This window comes from Comamonas resistens, assembly GCF_030064165.1.
Taxonomy (GTDB): domain Bacteria; phylum Pseudomonadota; class Gammaproteobacteria; order Burkholderiales; family Burkholderiaceae_C; genus Comamonas; species Comamonas resistens.
This window is the reverse complement of sequence record NZ_CP125947.1, coordinates 4,656,660-4,674,264: the sequence shown is the minus strand read 5'-3', so window position 1 is coordinate 4,674,264 and position 17,605 is coordinate 4,656,660. Positions and strand designations below refer to the sequence as shown.

14 protein-coding genes are annotated in these 17,605 nt (G+C 63.4%); 7 read left to right on the top strand and 7 right to left on the bottom strand.

All coding sequences use genetic code 11. The features are described 5' to 3' along the window. Positions 1-7: 7 nt before the first annotated feature. Positions 8-1,579: a nitric oxide reductase transcriptional regulator NorR gene (norR, locus tag QMY55_RS21700; protein WP_283486178.1), complete on the bottom strand. Its 1,572-nt coding sequence runs from the start codon at positions 1,577-1,579 to the stop codon at positions 8-10. A gap of 159 nt (positions 1,580-1,738) precedes the next feature. Between norR and hmpA the strand changes: the two genes are divergently transcribed. After that, the gene (gene hmpA, locus QMY55_RS21695; protein ID WP_283486177.1) at positions 1,739-2,917 is read left to right on the top strand and encodes an NO-inducible flavohemoprotein; all 1,179 of its coding nucleotides are present in this window, start codon (positions 1,739-1,741) and stop codon (positions 2,915-2,917) included. 82 nt (positions 2,918-2,999) lie between these two features. Here the strand turns inward: hmpA and QMY55_RS21690 are convergent, their stop codons facing one another. Together QMY55_RS21690 and QMY55_RS21685 are read right to left on the bottom strand one after the other, a co-directional pair. Further along, the gene (locus QMY55_RS21690) at positions 3,000-3,704 is read right to left on the bottom strand and encodes a hypothetical protein (protein WP_283486176.1); all 705 of its coding nucleotides are present in this window, start codon (positions 3,702-3,704) and stop codon (positions 3,000-3,002) included. Between the two features lie 11 nt (positions 3,705-3,715). Next, a complete protein-coding gene (locus QMY55_RS21685) occupies positions 3,716-3,961 on the bottom strand; it encodes a DUF3297 family protein (RefSeq protein ID WP_283486175.1) in 246 nt (81 codons plus the stop codon). Positions 3,962-4,100: 139 nt separating this feature from the next. Here QMY55_RS21685 and QMY55_RS21680 point away from each other — a divergent pair, with 139 nt between their 5' ends. Together QMY55_RS21680 and QMY55_RS21675 are read left to right on the top strand one after the other, a co-directional pair. Then, positions 4,101-5,426 (top strand): DUF445 domain-containing protein, encoded by a 1,326-nt coding sequence (locus tag QMY55_RS21680; RefSeq protein ID WP_283486174.1) that lies wholly within the window; start codon positions 4,101-4,103, stop codon positions 5,424-5,426. A 164-nt stretch (positions 5,427-5,590) separates the two neighbouring features. Next, positions 5,591-8,017, top strand: a complete 2,427-nt coding sequence (locus tag QMY55_RS21675) for a WG repeat-containing protein (RefSeq protein WP_283486173.1) — start codon at positions 5,591-5,593, stop codon at positions 8,015-8,017. Positions 8,018-8,026: 9 nt separating this feature from the next. On the opposite strand, the gene QMY55_RS21670 is transcribed toward QMY55_RS21675, so the two are convergent. From QMY55_RS21670 to QMY55_RS21660, 3 genes are all read right to left on the bottom strand, one after another. Then, positions 8,027-8,464 (bottom strand): hypothetical protein, encoded by a 438-nt coding sequence (locus QMY55_RS21670; protein ID WP_283486172.1) that lies wholly within the window; start codon positions 8,462-8,464, stop codon positions 8,027-8,029. A gap of 48 nt (positions 8,465-8,512) precedes the next feature. Then, positions 8,513-8,932, bottom strand: coding sequence for a hypothetical protein (locus QMY55_RS21665; RefSeq protein WP_283486171.1), 420 nt, complete (start codon positions 8,930-8,932; stop codon positions 8,513-8,515). Positions 8,933-9,054: 122 nt separating this feature from the next. Continuing rightward, the gene (locus tag QMY55_RS21660; protein WP_283486170.1) at positions 9,055-10,431 is read right to left on the bottom strand and encodes a heavy metal sensor histidine kinase; all 1,377 of its coding nucleotides are present in this window, start codon (positions 10,429-10,431) and stop codon (positions 9,055-9,057) included. Between the two features lie 81 nt (positions 10,432-10,512). Here QMY55_RS21660 and QMY55_RS21655 point away from each other — a divergent pair, with 81 nt between their 5' ends. Then, positions 10,513-10,854 carry a DUF5713 family protein gene (locus QMY55_RS21655; protein ID WP_283486169.1) on the top strand — a complete coding sequence of 114 codons (342 nt, stop codon included), beginning with the start codon at positions 10,513-10,515 and terminating at the stop codon, positions 10,852-10,854. A gap of 10 nt (positions 10,855-10,864) precedes the next feature. Here the strand turns inward: QMY55_RS21655 and QMY55_RS21650 are convergent, their stop codons facing one another. After that, a complete protein-coding gene (locus QMY55_RS21650) occupies positions 10,865-11,554 on the bottom strand; it encodes a heavy metal response regulator transcription factor (RefSeq protein ID WP_283486168.1) in 690 nt (229 codons plus the stop codon). 149 nt (positions 11,555-11,703) lie between these two features. Here QMY55_RS21650 and QMY55_RS21645 point away from each other — a divergent pair, with 149 nt between their 5' ends. From QMY55_RS21645 to QMY55_RS21635, 3 genes are all read left to right on the top strand, one after another. After that, the gene (locus QMY55_RS21645; protein WP_283486167.1) at positions 11,704-12,972 is read left to right on the top strand and encodes a TolC family protein; all 1,269 of its coding nucleotides are present in this window, start codon (positions 11,704-11,706) and stop codon (positions 12,970-12,972) included. Between the two features lie 99 nt (positions 12,973-13,071). Next, a complete protein-coding gene (locus QMY55_RS21640; protein ID WP_283486166.1) occupies positions 13,072-14,382 on the top strand; it encodes an efflux RND transporter periplasmic adaptor subunit in 1,311 nt (436 codons plus the stop codon). Positions 14,383-14,396: 14 nt separating this feature from the next. After that, on the top strand, positions 14,397-17,528 hold the full coding sequence (locus tag QMY55_RS21635) for an efflux RND transporter permease subunit (RefSeq protein ID WP_283486165.1): 3,132 nt from the start codon (positions 14,397-14,399) through the stop codon (positions 17,526-17,528). The last annotated feature ends 77 nt before the right edge of the window (positions 17,529-17,605 follow it).

Sequence of the window (17,605 nt, the reverse complement as noted above, 5' to 3'; positions counted from 1 at the left end):
GACTGACTCAGGACTTTTCTATATTCAGCCGTTTGGCCATGCGTTGCAGATTGGCTCTGTCCATCTGCAGCTCTCTGGCGGCTGCGGCCCAGCTGCCGTGGTGGCGCTTGAGGCTGGCATTGATCAAGGCCCGTTCATGAGCCGCCACGGCATCGCGCAAGCTGGTCGTGGTGGCGGGCATTGACGTTGGCTCCGGCTGTGGCGGCTGCTGCATATGCGGCCCTGGCCCGATCTCCAGATCATCGGTCCTGAGCGTGAGCATGCGCGGTCTGCCCCGGCTGGCGCTGGCATCCTGGCGGCTCAGGGCCTTGAGCACGGCGCGGCTGATCAGGTGCTCAAGTTCACGCACATTGCCGGGCCAGGTGTGCTTGAGCAAGGCTGCCTGTGCGGCGCCATCCAGGCGCAATCCTCCCAGTTGCAGGCGTGAGCGGTTCTCTTCCAGGAAGTAGCCCGCCAACAGCAGCACATCGCTGTCGCGCTCGCGCAGCGATGGCAGTTGCAGCGGATAGACGTTGAGGCGGTGATAGAAGTCCGAGCGCATGCGGCCGGCGCTGACTTCTGCGGCCAGGTCGCGGTTGGTGGCGGCGATCACGCGGACATCGACATGGTGCTCGCGGTCCGATCCCAGGCGCTGCAACTGGCCGCTTTGCAGCACCCGCAGCAGCTTGGCCTGCACGGGCAGCGACAGCTCGCCCACTTCGTCAAGGAACAGCGTGCCCTGGTGGGCCTGCTCGAACTTGCCGCTGCGCTCGGTTTGGGCGCCGGTGAACGCGCCGCGGACATGGCCGAACAGCTCGCTTTCCACCAGGTTGTCGGGCAGAGCCGCGCAGTTGATGCTGACCATGGGGTGAGCGGCGCGTGAGGACTGGGCATGTACGGCCCGGGCCACCAGTTCCTTGCCGGTGCCGGTTTCACCGGTGATGAGCACGCTGAGGTCGCTGCCCGCAATCAGGGCGATGTCTTTTTGCAGCCTGCGCATGGCGGGGCTGTGCCCCAGCAGCACCCGGTCGGAGGGGGCTTTGATCGTCCCGATGCTGCAGGCACTGTGGGCCAGCTGCGCCATCTGCTGCACCCGTTCAGCCGTGGCGACGGTGGCCGCCGCCAGATTGCTGAAGGCCTGCAGCAGCTCCAGCGAGGCTGCATCGGCAAAGCGCCCGGGCTGCATGGCATCGAGCGTCAGCAAGCCCCAGGGCAGGCCGCCCAGTTGCAGCACGCAGCCCATGCAGTCATGCACATGGAGCTCGGCAATGGGCTGACCCTGGTGGGCGACCAGGCCGTCATAAGGGTCGGGCAGGGGGCTGTCGGGTGCGAAGCGCATGGCCTGGCCGGCGGCCAGCAGCTGCGCAAAGCGCGGGTGCTCGGCCAGGCGAAAGCGCCGCCCCAACGCGTCGGGTACCAGGCCGTCGATGGCCATGGGGCGCAGCCATTCGCCTTCGAGCTTCAGCAGGGCCACGGCGTCGGCGGGCAGCAGCGTGCGCAGGGCGGCCAGCAGGCGGCGCATGCGCTCGCGCTCCGGCATCTCCTGGGCCAGGTCCGCGACCAGCGGGATGACGGCATTGAGAATATGGCTTGTTGTCATAGTGACTCTGAATGATGTCAAAAGGACTTCATTTAATGGATGTCATATTGACGCATATCTTGCCAAACCATTGTTTGACAAGGGGTGTGAAGCTGGCACGCCCTTTGCATTGATGAGAGCAGGCCCCGCAGCTGGCTGGGCTGGAATCTGGAGATTTGCATGCTTACTGAACGTCAACGCGAAATTGTCAAAGCCACTGTCCCCCTGCTGGAAACCGGCGGCGAAGCGCTGATCACCCATTTCTACAACACCATGCTGGGCGAGTACCCCGAGGTGCGCCCGCTGTTCAACCAGGCCCACCAGCAAAGCGGCGCCCAGCCGCGCGCGCTGGCCTATAGCGTGCTGATGTACGCCAAGCACATCGACAGGCTCGAAGCCCTGGGCGATCTGCCCGCGCAGATCGTCAACAAGCATGTGGCGCTGCAGGTGCAGGCCGAGCATTACCCCATCGTCGGCGCTTGCCTGCTGCGCGCCATCCGCGAGGTGCTGGGTGCCGAGATCGCCACCGACGAGGTGCTGGCCGCCTGGGGTGCTGCCTACCAGCAACTGGCCGACATCCTGATCGCCGCCGAGCGCAGCGTCTACGACCGCACGGCCGAGGCCGAAGGCGGCTGGCGTGGCGAGCGCGCTTTCAAGGTGGAGAAGAGGGTGCAGGAAAGCGCCGAGATCACCTCGTTCTACCTAGTGCCAGCCGACGGCGGCAAGGTCATCGCCCACCTGCCGGGCCAGTACATAGGCCTGCGCGTGATGGTGGGCGGCGAGGAGCAGCGCCGCAACTACTCGCTGTCGGCTCCGGCCAATGGAAAGAGCCTGCGCATCAGCGTCAAGCGCGAGCTCGGCGGCAAGGTGTCCAACTTCCTGCACGACCAGATCCAGGTGGGCGGTACTCTGTCGCTGTTTCCGCCGGCCGGCCATTTCACGCTGCAGGACAGCAGCAAGCCGCTGGTGCTGATCAGCGGCGGTGTCGGCATCACGCCCACCTTGCCCATGCTGGCCACGGCATTGGCGGCCCCGCGTCCGGTCACCTTCATCCATTGCGCACGCGAGCGCTCGGCACATGCCTTCCGTGAGCGCATCGACCAGTTGGCTGCCGAGCATCCGCAGCTCACGCGCTACTACTGCTACGACCGCGCCGTGCCCGAGGACCAGGTGGACGCCGAAGGCTATCTGACCGAGCAACGCCTGGGCGAATGGCTGCCCGCCTCGCGCGACGCCGATGTCTATTTCCTCGGCCCACGCCCCTTCATGCGTGTGCTCAAGCGCTCGCTACACAACCTGGGTGTGCCCGACAAGCAGGTGCGCTACGAGTTCTTCGGCCCGGCCGAAGCGCTGGCTTGAGCGGATTGAATGCTATTGAATAAATAGCTCTATGCGCTTGGTGTGAAAGGGGTAGAGGCTGAAAGGGCTTGAACTCAGCTCTTCAGTCTCTTCCATGCCCCATGGTGTGAACGATTTGCGTGCCATCCAGGATGCGGCTGACGCCATTGAACCAGCGGCAGTCGGTGTGGATGTTGGCGTAGTGATCCATCCAATCCAGCGTGATGGGCGAAATGCAGACCAGACGCTGGCTCTGCAGATCTGCATCAAACACCTGTGCGCTGAACTGGCTCAGGTTGGCGGGGCAGTCCATCTCTTGAGCAAAGCACTGCCATGCAGCATGCAAAGCCGTGGCGTCTGCTGCGCGCAATCGTGTTTCAGACTCGGAGGCTTGCGCGGGACTGGTTTGCCAGTCGCTGATCTGCCCCTGCTGCAGGGTGGCCTTGACGCAATGCCCTGCATCACTGAAGACCAGTGCTTGAGCATCGCTCAGGCTGTGCACATGGAGACTGTCGGACTCTGGCACTTCTGCAGCAAAGCGCTGCAGCAGCGGTATGTCCATCCCCAAAACGAAGCTGCTGCAAAGCGCGGGCTGTGCAGCGATGGCTTCGGGCCGCAGCACCTGCTGCACCCAGGTTTGCCAGGGCAGCGGAAGCCCGGGCATCAGCCATTTCAGCTCGCCCGCCGTGATTTTGTGTCGCAGCCTGGCCTCGTGCCTTTGCGCATCGGCGATCTGGCTGCGAGAGTATGGCCGCACGGCATTCAGCTCACGCTTGAGTTGGTGCTTGTTCAGGCGTTGTGCGGCCATGGGGACTGGGTTTAGCGGTAATACGCCTCGACCGTACCCTTGATCTTGATCAGCAGTGGCTTGCCCTTGCGGTCCAGCGCCTTGCCGTGGGGCACCTTGACCCAACCTTCGCTGACGCAATATTCCTCCACGTCAAAGCGCTCCTTGCCATTGAAGCGGATGCCGATGTCGTGCTCGAAGACGGCGGCCACATGATGGGGGCTGCGAGGGTCGATGGACAGGTGGTCGGGCAGTTCGGGGCGGGTTGCGTCGGTCATGATGTTCTTGGAAGTCGGGATACAAAGCCCGCCATTTTCTGCGCAATCGTAAACACGATCCTAGCTCCGGGTTTAGGACTGAAGATTTTCAGCCCTTGTGCGATTGGCAGCTCATGCTGCCTGTCCTATGCTTGCATCCATGCTGACGCAAGAACAAAGCCTGTCGCTGCAACAAGCCAAGCGCCTGCCACTGATTCTTTTGCTGCTCGTCGCGGCTGGTTTCATTGCCACTGCGCTGGCCGGCTCACGCTGGGCCATAGAGGGGCAGGCCGTGCCGCTATGGCTGGTCTGTCTGCGCGGCATTTGCGAGGCGGCCATGGTCGGGGCGCTGGCCGACTGGTTTGCCGTGACGGCCCTGTTTCGTCATATTCCTCTGCCTCTGGTGGGACGGCACACGGCCATCATTCCGCGCAACAAGGATCGCATAGGGCAGAACCTGGCGGTGTTTGTGCGCGACAAGTTTCTCGACGCTCCGTCGCTGGTCGCACTGATAGAGCGCCACAACCCGGCTCAGGCCCTGGCGGACTGGTTGACGGCTTCGGCCAACAGCCAACTGCTGGGCAAGCAGGTGGCGCGCATGGCGCTGGCCGCCCTGGAAATGGTGCAGGACAAGCAGGTAGAGAAGTTTCTGACCCAGTCGCTCAAGGCCGTGATGCAGCATGTGGATCTGTCGCGCACGGCCGCATCACTGCTGTCGGGCCTGACTTCCGGCGGGCGTCATCAGGAGGTGCTGGACGATGTGCTGGCGCGCATCAGCCGCCTGCTGCGGCAGGAACAGACCCATGTGCTGATTGCACAGACGATTGTGGTGTGGCTCAAGCGCGAACACCCGATCAAGGAAAAAATGCTGCCGACAGACTGGCTCAGCGACAAGGGGGCCAGCCTGATTGCCAGCGCGCTGGACAGCCTGCTGCAGGACGTGGCGCATAACCCCGACCATCGCTTGCGTGAGGCTTTTGACGGATCGGTGCACCGCCTGATCGAGGGGCTGCAAAGCGATCCGGCCTATGCCGAGCGCGTGGAAAAGCTGCGCAACTATCTGCTGCACGACGAAAAGCTGGCGGCCTATCTGCGCGAGCTGTGGCTGGGCTGGCGTGCCCGGCTGGAGCGCGACCTGGCGGACGAAAACTCTGCGCTGGCACGGCGCGTGGCCGTCATGGGGCGCTGGTTGGGGCAGGCGCTGGCGCATGACGAGGCGCTGCGCCTGTCGATGAACGAGCGCCTCAAGCGCTGGGCCACGACGCTGGCTCCCGATGTTTCGCAGTTCATAGCCCAGCACATCGCAGACACCGTCAAGCGCTGGAATGCAGAGCAACTGTCCACGCTGATCGAAGCCCATATCGGCAAGGACCTGCAGTACATACGCATCAATGGCACGCTGGTGGGCGGTGCCATCGGCCTGCTGCTGTTTCTGATCTCCCATGCGGGCACGCTGCTGCGGAATCTGCAGTCAATGCTCAGGTAATTGAAACAGGACTTGCGCCAACAAGCCGGACCGCCGCTGCGCCGGGCCGCCGTAGCGGATGAACCAAGGGTTGCTGGCCTGAGGCGAAGCTTTTGCTTGCGCCTGATTTGCACAAGTTGTTTTGAATTTGATAGCTGCAGGCGGTTGATGGATATAGAGAATCGATGAATTTTGTGCAAATTTATGGAGCTGCCAAAGGTGTGCGAACGCTGTCGTTGGCGTGGCTTGTGGTGCTTTCTGGTGTGTCGGGTCTGGCCTTGGGGAGCAACGATCAGCCCGCAGCTCCCATTCCCTCTGGCACGTTGATTCCGGTCTGTCTGTCGTCCTGGCAAAACATGTGTGGCTTGCTCGATGAACGCGGCCGGTGGGCGGCGCAGTTTGTGGACAGGCAGCTTCGGTATCTGGACGAGGGCGTCTGGGCCGTGCTGGACAACGGCTGGACGGAGCAGTTGCTGGATGCCAAGGGCCTGCCTCTGGCGCGAATGCGCAGCAACACCCGTGTGGAGGCCTTCTCTGAAGGCATGGCGGTGCTGGAGCGCAGCGGCAACAGCTATCTGAACGCGCGTGGAGATGTGGTGCTGGCCGGGCCTTATGCGGTGGCAGGCCCTTTTCGCGAAGGGCTGGCCAGGGTTGGGCGTTTTGTCCGCGATCCCGATGGCGGGCACTACAGTCTGGGCTTTATCGACCCGCAGGGTCGGCAGGTGATTGCCGAGCAATACGCCGATGTGCAGGATTTTCACCATGGGCTGGCCGTGGTTCAGCTTGTGGATGAACGCATGGGAGCTATCGACCGCCGCAACCAGATGCGCGTGCCTGCCACCAAACGCCGCGCGTTGCAGGTGGTGGCGCCGGACAGGCTGATTTCGCAAGCGGACAGCGGCCAGGACAGCCTGATCGATGGACGAGGGCGGGTCTTGTTCAGCGCGCAGTCGATTCAGCGGGCGGGCGAAGGGCTGGCCTTCTTCTCCAACAACGACAAGCACCTGGGGCTGCTCGATCTGCGTACCGGCAAGCCTGTGCTCAAGGCTTTTGCTGGCCCCGAGGACAGCAGCTGGTATGTGCCTGCCGGATTTTTCGAGGGCCGGGCCTGGATTCATCAGACGCGGGAAGTCGAAGGCCGCAACGGCCAGGAGCCGCGTTGGCAAAAACGTATCCTGCTGATCGATAGCCGGGGGCGGGTCCTGCATGAGGGCCATGGCTGGCAATGGGCGGGGCGTTTTGTCAACGGCACGGCCAGCGTCTTTGTGGGCGATGACGGCGGCGGCAATCTGCTGGTGGACAGGGAGGGCAAGACCATTGGCGTGAATCTGGGGCCGCAGGCGGCGCAGGTTCGCGAGGCCAGCGTCTCGGCCTGGTCCGAGCGCGAGGGGCCGGTTCGTGTGTTTCCCATGCGGGCCTTGCCGGAAGAGGACAAGGTCGGCGATGAGTCCGCCTGGGTCGATAGCCGGGGGGAGCTGCTGTTCGTGCGCAGCCGGCTCGGTTGCGGCATCGAGCAGTTGCGCAGTGCCGATGGGCAGCCGCTATGGCCTGTGGACGATGTGGCCGAGCGTTGTGTGCTGGAGGCCGAGCGTCAACAGCGGCAACCGCAGGCCCAATATCTGTCTGCCGCCGATCAAGGGCGTCTGCAGCAGCTGCGCGAGGCCAATGACACAGATCTGAATCTGGGGCCGGAAGCCGTGCTGCGCCAGGCAGCAGGCTTGCCGGTATGGCCTTTGCCCTTGCGCAGCGACGACCAGTACCTGAGCGATCGCACCGGCTGGGTGGAGGGGCCTGCGGCGATAGTGCTTGCCAGTCCGCGCATGTCGGGCCAGCTGACGCTGCACCTGCCGGCTGGCTATCGCTATCTTCCGCCCGAGGCCATTGCCGCCATGCGCAGGGAGGAAACTACTGCCGGATCGACGCAGGAGCAGGACGGTGACCTCACCTGGGGAGTGATTGCGCAGGGCAAGGATCCTCAATGGGCGGCACGTGTCCAGCTGATCAGGACGGGGCGTCTGCGGCGGCCTTCGGACCAGGAGCTGGAGCCCGAGGGACTGGCCGATACCATTCGCCGCTATGACTATGGCAGCCCCCTGGATGCAGGAGCTGAAGGCGTGCAATCAACCTCGGTGACCTGGCTGCTCCCTCCGCAGTGGGACGATGGGCATCAGCGTCTGAGCTGGGGGCTGAGCAAGTTGGTGCTGGGCCGGCCCAAGGGCAATTCCGTCAGCGGCATCACGCTGGTGCAGACCGTGCAGGGTAACGAGAGCCTGGTGCTCAATGTGCCGGTGTACAGAATGCGGCCTGCGCAGGCCGCTGCCGTCATGCAGCAACTGGCGCTGCTAGCTGATGCGGCTGTGCTGCAGCCAGGAGACGAGCCAGCCACGGAAGAGGTGGTGTCGGAGCGTGATGCAGCTTCGCTGATCACAGGCAGCAAACCCGTTGAACTTGCGGAGTTCCAGGAGCGGTTGGTGCAGGTGCTTGAGCGCGACCGCGAGCAGCGCGATGAACGGATACGCAGCCTTCTTTGGCGTGCTCTTGCCACTGTCATCCCGCTGCTGCTGATATTCTGGGCCGGCCTCTCCCGGCGCAAGCGCCAGCGCGGAGGCTAGCGCTGGTTCTTAAGGCTGCTCGGCATCGGGCAGCAGATGCTGGCCGATCTGCTGCCAGGCCTTGGCGGCATCGGTCTGCCCGGCAAAGTAGTGGCAGCTGGCGGCTGTCATGGCGATGCGGCCGTTCTCGGGGTCCAGGTCAAATGCCATCTCGCACTGCGCTGCCGCATTGGCCCACATGACCAAGGCGTTGTTGCTCTCTTCCTTTTGCAGTGCATGGGCTTCGGCCATCCAGGCCTGCGCCAGGCGAAAAGCGGCTTCGGGCTGGTTCATGTCAGCCTTGTGTGCCAGATAGAACTCCTTGCCGGCGGCCTGCCAGAGCGATCGGGCCTTGGCAAAGTCCTGGGTGGCCTGGGTCTGGGCTTGGGCCACCAGGGCATTGCCTGCCTGCAGGTGGTTTTGGTAGTCGGTACTGCTGTCTTGGGGCATGGACGGAATTGTCGTCATTGCGCAGAAGTTCTGGCGGCTCTTGGGTTCATGTCCCTTTGAGCCGGTTCAGAACCGGAAGTCCAGGCTGTGCGCCGACTTGCCCGTCGTGACCGACTGGCTATGGCTTTGACCGTCCTTGGAGGTGGCGGTGACTTTGTAGCTGCCTGCGGGCAGCTTGATCAGGCAGACGGGGCCACCGGCGACGAACTGTGCGCTGGCCTGGGAAGACTGAATGTCCACCGACACATCGGCAAGGTATTCGCCATCCTTGGCCGCAAACAGCAGAGACAGAGGGTAGTCCTTCATGGCGGCGCGCATGGCGGTGGACTCGTCCTTGCCGATGCCGCCGCAGCTGTATTGCACGGCACCTTTTTCATGCATGGGCGGTATCTGGCCCTGTGCCTGAGCCTGCAGACCGAGCGAACCGGCCGCAGTCAGCAGCAGGGCGGGCAATATGCGTGCTGTCGTTTTCCAGAGCTTTGACATGGTTTGTCCTTTCAAAGGGAAGCAGACTTCGATGTTTCTACTTTGAGGCAGGCCTGTATGTCATCTGTGCTTGACCGTCCATGTGGGCACTGCATGGACGAAGGCCGGCGCAGGGCCGGCTCTCAACGCATGGCTGTGCTGGTGTTGGCGGGCAGCACCATGCCCACGGTGGTAATGCTTTGGGAGGAGTCCACAAAAGCCTGGCCTCCATGCATGCGGGCAATGGCCGCCACGATGGCCAGGCCCAGTCCGTGGTTGCGGTCGCCGTGGCTGCGCGAAGCATCGGAGCGGTAGAAGCGGTCAAACAGGCGTGGCAGATGTTCGGGGGCAATCTCGGGGCCGATGTTGCTGACCTCCAGCCTCAGCGTTCCATCCGGTGTGGAGTTGATGATGCGCAAGGCGATGGTCGAGCCTGCGTGGGCGTAGCGGGTGGCATTGCCCAGCAGGTTGGACAGGGCGCGGCGCAGCAGGCGTGCATCGACTTCGGCGCTGGCATCGCCCTCGACCTTGATCTGCAGGCCCGCTTCCTGCAGCGAGGCCTCGTGATAGTCGATCACCTCGCTGGCGAGCCCGGCCATGCTGGGCACCAGGGTGCGGCGGGCGCTTTCGCCGCGGTCGGCGTGGGACAGAAACAGCATGTCTGCCACGATCCCGGCCATGCGCTGCAGGTCTTCCAGATTGGAGGCCAGGATGTCGCGCAGCTCCTCTGCGTCGCGCGGCTTGCGCAGAGCCAGCTCGCAACTGCTGATCAGCGTGGTCAGCGGGGTGTTGAGCTCATGGGCCACATCGGCATTGAAGGCTTCCATTTGCCGGTAGGCCACGGCCAGGCGCTCCAGCAAGGCGTTGAACTGGTCGATCAACGGGCGCAGTTCCTGGGGCTGATCGGTGTCGTCAAGGCGCTTTTGCCAGTCGCGGGTGAGGTCCTGGACTCCCAGCTGGCGTGTTTGCTCGACCAGGGAGTGCAGCGGCGCCAGACCGCGCCGCACCAGAAAGGCGCTGCTCACGGAAACCAGCAAAGCACTGCTGATGGCAGCCAGGCCCAGAATCCAGGCCATCTGGCGCAGCAATGCGTCGTCCGGGCGTCTGTCCAGCATCAGCAGCACCTGCACGGGTTGCCCAGGCTGACCCGCTTGCGCAGAGGGCAGGTCAATGGCAAAGCTGCGGCGTTCGCTGCGTTTGTCATCCACGGGCTGGCGCAACTGCTCGAACAGCAACTGGCCGCTGCTGCCGGTGATGCGCAGGGACAGCTCGTCATGTCCGGTCAGAAAGTCGCTGAGCATGTGCATCATCACGCCCGGTGTGTGCGAGGCCCGGCCTTCCTGCAGCAGATGCTGCAAGGCCGCCTGCTTGTGGTTGAGGTTGTCCTGCTGGCGCTGCATCACGGTCAGCAGACTGCCCCAGTACACGGCTACACAGACCAGGCCCAGCACCAGCATGGTCTGAAGGGCCAGCAAGCGAGACAGGCGCTTGCCCAGGTGCGGGATGGATGGAGAGGTCACGGCGTGATCTTTGTGAAATGTCTGAAACCTGGCACTGCTATGCTCCGGGCGAACCAATTTTTTGACCTGCCTGGAGTTTTCATGAGTCTGAGCAACCCCAAGATGGCTGCCCATCGTTTTCTTGCAGAAATGTATGACGACGACTATTTCCCTGACGAGCTGGTGAAAAAAGGCGAGGACATTCTGGTGGAGCTGTGTCAGCAGATCGAGCAGCAAAGGCCTGCCTCTCTGGAAGAACTGTACGAGCTGACCCACGCTGCGACAGAGCGCTTCAACGATCTGCAGCAGGAATTTGACGAGCAGGGCAGCGAGATCGAAACGGCGGCGCGTGAGTGCATCGCGGGGGACTTCGAAGCCATCGCCCATGCCTACGGATTCGAGGGCGCCGACACCGAAGAGCTGATTGCCACACGCGACTGGTGAGTCATCGCATTCAGGGCACGGGCCGCAGCTCCAGCACATAACCCATGCCGCGTACCGTATGCAGCAGCGGCACTGCAAACGGTGCGTCGAGCTTGAGCCTCAGGCGGCGTACGGCAACCTCGACCACATTGGTCTCGCTGTCGAAATTCATGTCCCAGACCAGGGAGGCCAGCTCGGTGCGCGACAGCACCTCGCCCTGGCGGCGCAGCAGCAGGCTCAGAAGGTTGAATTCCTTGGCCGTCAGATCCAGCCGCTGGCCGGCGCGTGTGGCCTTGCGGCGAATCAGATCCAGCTCCAGGTCGGCCATGCGCAGCAGCGTGGCCTCGGGGGCGGTCTGTGCCTGCAGGCCGCGGCGCAGCAGCACATGGATGCGGGCCACCAGCTCTGAAAAGGCAAAGGGCTTGACCAGATAGTCGTCGGCTCCGCCCTGCAGACCCTTGACGCGGTCTTCCACCTGGGCGCGGGCAGTGAGCATCAGCACGGGTGTCTGCCTGGACTGGCGCAGCGCAGCCAGCACGGCCAGACCGTCGATGCCGGGCAGCATGCCGTCGAGCACGATGAGGTCGTAGGCCTGCTCGGTCGCCAGATGCAGGCCGTCGATGCCGTTGTGGGCCATATCGACCACAAAGCCTTCCTCACTCAGGCCTTTTTGCAGATATTCGGCGAGCTTGATTTCGTCTTCAATGACCAAAAGCTTCATGGCTGTCATTGTCCGGCAAAGCTGCCGCCGTCAAAGATGACGAATTTGTCATCTTGGCGTTGGGCCTGTGTCGCGATACCGGGGCTAGAGTGCCACGGCTCCCAATGTCTGCTGTCATCGTGTCAGAGCTGGCGGGGCGGAGTTTGGATATGAATTTCTTGAAACAGGCCCCGGCCTGCTGGCTGAGTGCCAGCCTGCTGCTGGCCGGTGGCAGCGCCTGGGCACAGCCTCAAGCGGTGGAGATGGCGGCCAGTACTGCATTGCCTGCGGTCACCCTGCAAACCGCTCTGGCGCAGGCCATGGCCCAGAACCCTGGCTTGCGCGCTGCCCAGCAGGCCGTGGCGGCCAGCGAAGGCGCCATGATCCAGAGCCAGGCCAGGCCCAACCCGGAGCTGGCGTTCTCCCAGGAAGACACCAGGCGCGCGACGCGTTCCTCGTCGCTGCAGTGGAACCAGCCCATCGAAATCGGTGGCAAGCGCGCTGCACGCATGAAAGTGGCCGAGCATGGCGTGGAGCTGGCCCGCGCCGAGCTGGACACGGCGCGGGCGGCACTGCGCGCCGATGTGCGCGCCGCGTTTGCGAACCTGCTGGCGGCCCAGCAGCGTGTGCAGCTCAATGAAAAGACGCTGGAGATCGCCGCGCAGGCCCGCGATGCGGCGGCCAAGCGCGTGATGGCTGGCAAGGCCGCGCCGCTGGAAGAAACCAAGGCCCAGGTTGCGGAGTCCAGTGCGCAGCTGGCGCTGAACCAGGCGCAGTCCGGCTTGCGTGTTGCCAGGCAGCAACTGGCCTTGCTGTGGGGCGGCTCCGGCATCGCGGTGGGCGAGGCCATGGGCGATATGGTGCAACTGCCGCAGTTACCGCCTCAGGAGCAATTGCTTCAGAAAGTGGAGCATTCTGCGCAGGTGGTGCGTGCGCAACAGGCCTATTTGCAGGCAAAGTCCACGGCAGAGCTGGAGCGTGCCAAGCGCCTGCCGGATCCGACGGTGAGCGTGGGCATCAAGCGTGCCGAGGAAGCCGGGCGCAACCAGCTGCTGCTGGGCGTTTCCATCCCCTTGCCGATTCTGGACAGCAATCGCGGCAACCAGCTGCAGGCCCTGCGTCTGGCCGACAAGGCCGAGGATGAGCTGCTGGCGGCGCGCCAGCTGGCCCAGGCCCAGCTGCTGCAGAACTACGAGCAGCTGCAGACCAGCCGTGCCCAGACCCTGCAGCTGCAAAGCAAGGTGCTGCCCGGTGCGCAGTCAGCCTATGAGGTGGCGGCCAAGGGATTTTCTCTGGGCAAGTTCAGCTACCTCGATGTGCTGGATGCGCAGCGTACGCTGGCCGATGCGCGCAGTCTCTATCTCGATCAGCTGGTGGCCACGCACCGCGCTGCAGCCGATATCACGCGCCAGCTTGGCGATATCCCCGGCCTTGAATAAATCCACGACTTGCGCAAATCAGGCTTGGGCAAGAGCTTTGCCTCAAGGAAACCGTCTGGATGCCTGCTTGTTTGCGTCAGTCCTTCAACTCTTTCACCCATGAATCAATCATCGTCCCCCAAGCGCCGTACCGCCGTTGCCATCGCCGCCATTCTGGTGCTGGGCGCAGCCGCTGCAACGGCCATCGTCTATGGCACCCAGCCGGCCAAGCCTGCCGCCGAGGCAAATGGCCACGAACATGCGGGAAAAGCGCATGATCAAGATGCCGAGTCAGGCCATAAGCATGAGGAAGAAAAAGAGCATGCACCTGGCGACAGGCACGAGCATGAAGAAGGTGAGAGCAAGGATGAAGCGCGTGGTGAGCAGGAGCACGATGAGGGTATGCTCAAACTCGATGCCGAGCGTGCCAGGACCGCTGGCGTCACACTGGCGCAAGCAGGTCCTGCGGCCATTGGAAGCAGCTTGCAACTGCCCGGCGAAATACGCTTCAACGAAGATCGCACGGCCCACGTGGTACCGCGCGTGGCCGGAGTTGCCGAAAGCGTGGCCGCCAATCTGGGGCAGGTGGTGAAGAAGGGGCAGTTGCTGGCCGTTCTCAGCAGCCCTGCCGTTTCCGAGCAGCGCAGCGAGCTGATGGCCTCGCAAAAGCGTCTGGCGCTGGCGCGCACCACCTATCAGCGTGAAAAGCAGCTGTGGCAGGAAAAAATCTCTGCCGAGCAGGACTATCTGCAGGCTCAGCAGCTCTTGCGCGAGGCAGAGATTGCGGCGGCCAATGCCCAGCAAAAGCTGGCCGCGATCGGTGCGGGTGCTGGCTCTTCGGGCAGACTCAACCGCTTCGAGCTACGCGCGCCGCTTGATGGCGTGGTGGTGGAAAAGCATTTGTCCGTGGGTGAGGCCGTGCAGGACAGCACGGCGGTGTTCACCGTCTCCGATCTGCGCTCGGTCTGGGCCGAGATGAAGGTCGCCGCTTCCGACCTGCCCTTTGTGCGTGTGGGTGAAAAAGCCGTGGTGCAGGCCACGGCCTTTGAATCCAGGGCAAGCGGTACCGTGGCCTATGTGGGCGCCTTGATCGGCCAGGACACACGTACCGCACCGGCACGCATCACACTGGACAACCCGGACGGCATCTGGCGCCCGGGCCTGTTCGTGAATGTGAACCTGACGGCCTCGTCACAGCAGGTGGCGGTGAGCATTGCAACGCCTGCGGTGCAGAAGATCGACGGCGACAAGCCCGTGGTGTTTGTACCGGTGGATGGCGGCTTCAAGGCCCAGGCCGTGAAGCTGGGCAAGGCCGATGCGCAGAACACCGAAGTGCTGCAGGGGCTGACGGCGGGGCAGAGCTATGTCAACGGCGGCAGCTTCATTCTCAAGTCCGAGCTGGGCAAGGCCACAGCCGAACACGTCCATTGAGAGGATGAAGCCCCATGTTTGAGCGCATCATCCGTTTTGCCATCGCACAGCGCTGGCTGGTCATGCTGGCCACCATCGCGCTGATAGGCCTTGGCATCTACAACTATCAGCGCCTGCCCATTGATGCGGTGCCTGACATCACCAATGTGCAGGTGCAGATCAATACCTCGGCACCCGGCTACTCGCCGCTGGAAACCGAGCAGCGCGTGACCTTTCCGGTCGAGACCGTGATGGCAGGCCTGCCCAATCTGGAGCAGACGCGTTCGCTGTCACGCTATGGGCTGTCCCAGGTCACCGTAGTGTTCAAGGATGGCACGGACATCTATTTCGCGCGCCAACTGGTCAATGAGCGCATGCAGCAGGCGCGTGATGCGCTGCCGCAAGGCGTGACGCCCACACTGGGTCCGATTTCCACAGGCCTCGGTGAAATCTATCTGTGGACCGTGGAGGCCGACGAAGGTGCGAAAAAGCCCGACGGCTCGGCCTATACGCCCATGGATCTGCGCGAGATTCAGGACTGGGTCATCAAGCCCCAGTTGCGCAATGTGCCGGGCGTGACGGAGATCAACTCCATCGGCGGCTTTGCCAAGGAATATCTGGTGGCACCGCAGCCGGAAAAGCTGGCCGCCTATGGCATCACTCTGGCCGAGATCGTGACCGCGCTGGAACGCAATAACGCCAACGTCGGTGCCGGTTATATCGAACGCCAGGGCGAGCAGTATCTGATCCGTGCACCCGGTCAGGTGCATGGCATTGCCGATATCCGTGAGGTCATCGTCGGTACGGCCCAGGGCCAGCCGATTCGCGTGCGTGATCTGGCCGATGTGGAGCTGGGCCGCGAGTTGCGCACCGGCGCAGCCACCGATAACGGGCGCGAAGTGGTGCTGGGCACGGTCTTCATGCTGATTGGCGAGAACAGCCGCTCGGTGTCGCAGGCCGTGCATGCGCGCATGCAGGAGATCAACAAAAGCCTGCCGGAAGGCGTGAAGGCGGTCACCGTCTACGACCGCACCAATCTGGTGGACAAGGCCATTGCCACCGTGAAGAAGAACCTGGTGGAGGGGGCCGCGCTGGTGGTGGTCATCCTGTTCCTGTTCCTGGGCAATCTGCGGGCCGCGCTGATCACGGCGCTCATCATTCCGCTGTCCATGCTGTTCACGTTTACCGGCATGGTGCATATGCGCGTCAGCGCCAATCTGATGAGCCTGGGCGCGCTGGACTTCGGCATCATCATCGATGGCGCCGTGGTGATCGTGGAGAACTGCGTGCGGCGTCTGTCCCATGCGCAGGCAGCGGCAGGCCGGCCGCTGACACGCAAAGAGCGCTTCGAGGAAGTGTTTGCAGCAGCCAGAGAGGCGCGCCGCCCGCTGCTGTTCGGCCAGCTCATCATCATGGTGGTCTATCTGCCCATCTTCGCGCTCACGGGCGTGGAAGGAAAAATGTTCCACCCTATGGCTTTGACGGTGGTGATTGCACTGCTGGGCGCCATGCTGCTGTCCATCACCTTCATCCCTGCCGCGATTGCGCTGTTCATGGGCGACAAGGTGGCCGAGAAGGAAAACCGCCTCATGACCTGGGCGCGCCATGCTTATGCGCCCGTGCTGGGCAAGGTCATGCGTGCACCTGCCGTGGTGTTGACGGCGGCCAGCGTGGTCGTGGCACTGAGCCTGCTGCTGGCGACCCGTATGGGCAGCGAATTTGCGCCCAATCTCAACGAGGGTGATTTTGCAATCCAGGCGCTGCGCATTCCCGGCACCAGCCTCACGCAGTCGGTGGAAATGCAGATGCAGATGGAGCGCGAACTGGTCAAGCAGTTCCCCGAGATCGAGCGTGTGTTTGCGCGCACCGGTACGGCCGAGATTGCCTCGGACCCCATGCCGCCCAATATCTCGGACGGCTACATCATGCTCAAACCACGTGACCAGTGGCCCGACCCTGCGCGCTCGCGTGATGATCTGCTGACTGCGGTACAGCAGGCGGTAGCGAAGATTCCCGGCAGCAACTACGAGTTCTCGCAGCCGATTCAGCTGCGCTTCAACGAGCTGATCTCGGGCGTGCGCAGCGATGTGGCCATCAAGATCTTTGGCGACGATATGCAGCAGCTGGAAAAGTCCGCGCAAAGCGTGGCCGCCATGCTGCAGAAGATTCCCGGAGCGTCGGAAGTCAAGGTCGAGCAGACCACGGGCCTGCCCATGTTGACGATCCAGATCGACCGTGAAAAAGCCTCGCGCTATGGCCTGAACATGGGCGATGTGCAGGACGCCATCAGCACGGCGCTGGGGGGGCGGGAGGCAGGGAAGGTGTTCGAAGGCGACCGCCGCTTTGACATCCAGGTGCGCCTGCCCGAGGCACTGCGCAACGATATGGACGGCATAAGCCGTCTGCCTGTGGCGCTGCCCCGCATGGGCGAAGGGCGCCAGGGCTTTGTGCCGCTGTCCACCATTGCCTCTGTCGAACTGGCACCCGGCCCCAATCAGGTCAGCCGTGAAGACGGCAAGCGCCGCATTGTCGTCAGCGCCAATGTGCGCGGGCGCGATATGGGTTCGTTCGTGGCCCAGGCCCAGCAGGAGCTGGAAAGCGTGCAGCTGCCATCGGGTTACTGGACGCGCTGGGGCGGCACCTTCGAGAGCCTGGAATCCGCACGCCAGCGTCTGATGATCGTGGTGCCCGTGGCGCTGACGCTGGTGTTCACGCTGTTGTTCGCCATGTTCGGCAATGTCAAGGATGGACTGATCGTCTTTACCGGTATTCCATTTGCACTGACGGGCGGCATCGTGGCGCTGTGGTTGCGCGGCATTCCTCTGTCCATCTCGGCAGCCATTGGCTTTATCGCGCTGTGCGGTGTGGCCGTGCTCAACGGCCTGGTGATGATTTCCTATATCCGTTCGCTGCGCGAGCAGGGCATGGGACTGGAGCAGGCCGTGACCGAAGGTGCTTTGACGCGCTTGCGCCCGGTGCTGATGACGGCCTTGGTGGCTTCGCTGGGCTTTGTGCCCATGGCGATTGCCACAGGCACGGGGGCGGAGGTACAGCGTCCGCTGGCCACGGTGGTGATTGGCGGCATTCTCTCGTCCACGGCGCTGACGCTGCTGGTGCTGCCGCTGCTGTATCGTCTGGGCTACCGGCGCGAGGCAAAGCAGGCCTGAGGATGCAGGGGCAGAAGAGGGCCGGCAGAGGCTCCTGTCCCTTGCTTTGTACGGCGGCAATCACCGAGTCCTCGAAG

Excerpts from the sequence above, each read along its gene's own strand:
- QMY55_RS21665 (WP_283486171.1), bottom strand. The coding sequence starts at position 8,932 with ATGTCAAAGCTCTGGAAAACGACAGCACGCATATTGCCCGCCCTGCTG.
- QMY55_RS21670 (WP_283486172.1), bottom strand. The coding sequence starts at position 8,464 with ATGACGACAATTCCGTCCATGCCCCAAGACAGCAGTACCGACTACCAA.
- QMY55_RS21680 (WP_283486174.1), top strand. The coding sequence starts at position 4,101 with ATGCTGACGCAAGAACAAAGCCTGTCGCTGCAACAAGCCAAGCGCCTG.
- hmpA (WP_283486177.1), top strand. The coding sequence starts at position 1,739 with ATGCTTACTGAACGTCAACGCGAAATTGTCAAAGCCACTGTCCCCCTG.
- QMY55_RS21690 (WP_283486176.1), bottom strand. The coding sequence starts at position 3,704 with ATGGCCGCACAACGCCTGAACAAGCACCAACTCAAGCGTGAGCTGAAT.
- QMY55_RS21685 (WP_283486175.1), bottom strand. The coding sequence starts at position 3,961 with ATGACCGACGCAACCCGCCCCGAACTGCCCGACCACCTGTCCATCGAC.
- QMY55_RS21645 (WP_283486167.1), top strand. The coding sequence starts at position 11,704 with ATGAATTTCTTGAAACAGGCCCCGGCCTGCTGGCTGAGTGCCAGCCTG.
- QMY55_RS21655 (WP_283486169.1), top strand. The coding sequence starts at position 10,513 with ATGAGTCTGAGCAACCCCAAGATGGCTGCCCATCGTTTTCTTGCAGAA.
- QMY55_RS21675 (WP_283486173.1), top strand. The coding sequence starts at position 5,591 with ATGAATTTTGTGCAAATTTATGGAGCTGCCAAAGGTGTGCGAACGCTG.
- QMY55_RS21635 (WP_283486165.1), top strand. The coding sequence starts at position 14,397 with ATGTTTGAGCGCATCATCCGTTTTGCCATCGCACAGCGCTGGCTGGTC.
- QMY55_RS21640 (WP_283486166.1), top strand. The coding sequence starts at position 13,072 with ATGAATCAATCATCGTCCCCCAAGCGCCGTACCGCCGTTGCCATCGCC.
- QMY55_RS21650 (WP_283486168.1), bottom strand. The coding sequence starts at position 11,554 with ATGAAGCTTTTGGTCATTGAAGACGAAATCAAGCTCGCCGAATATCTG.
- norR (WP_283486178.1), bottom strand. The coding sequence starts at position 1,579 with ATGACAACAAGCCATATTCTCAATGCCGTCATCCCGCTGGTCGCGGAC.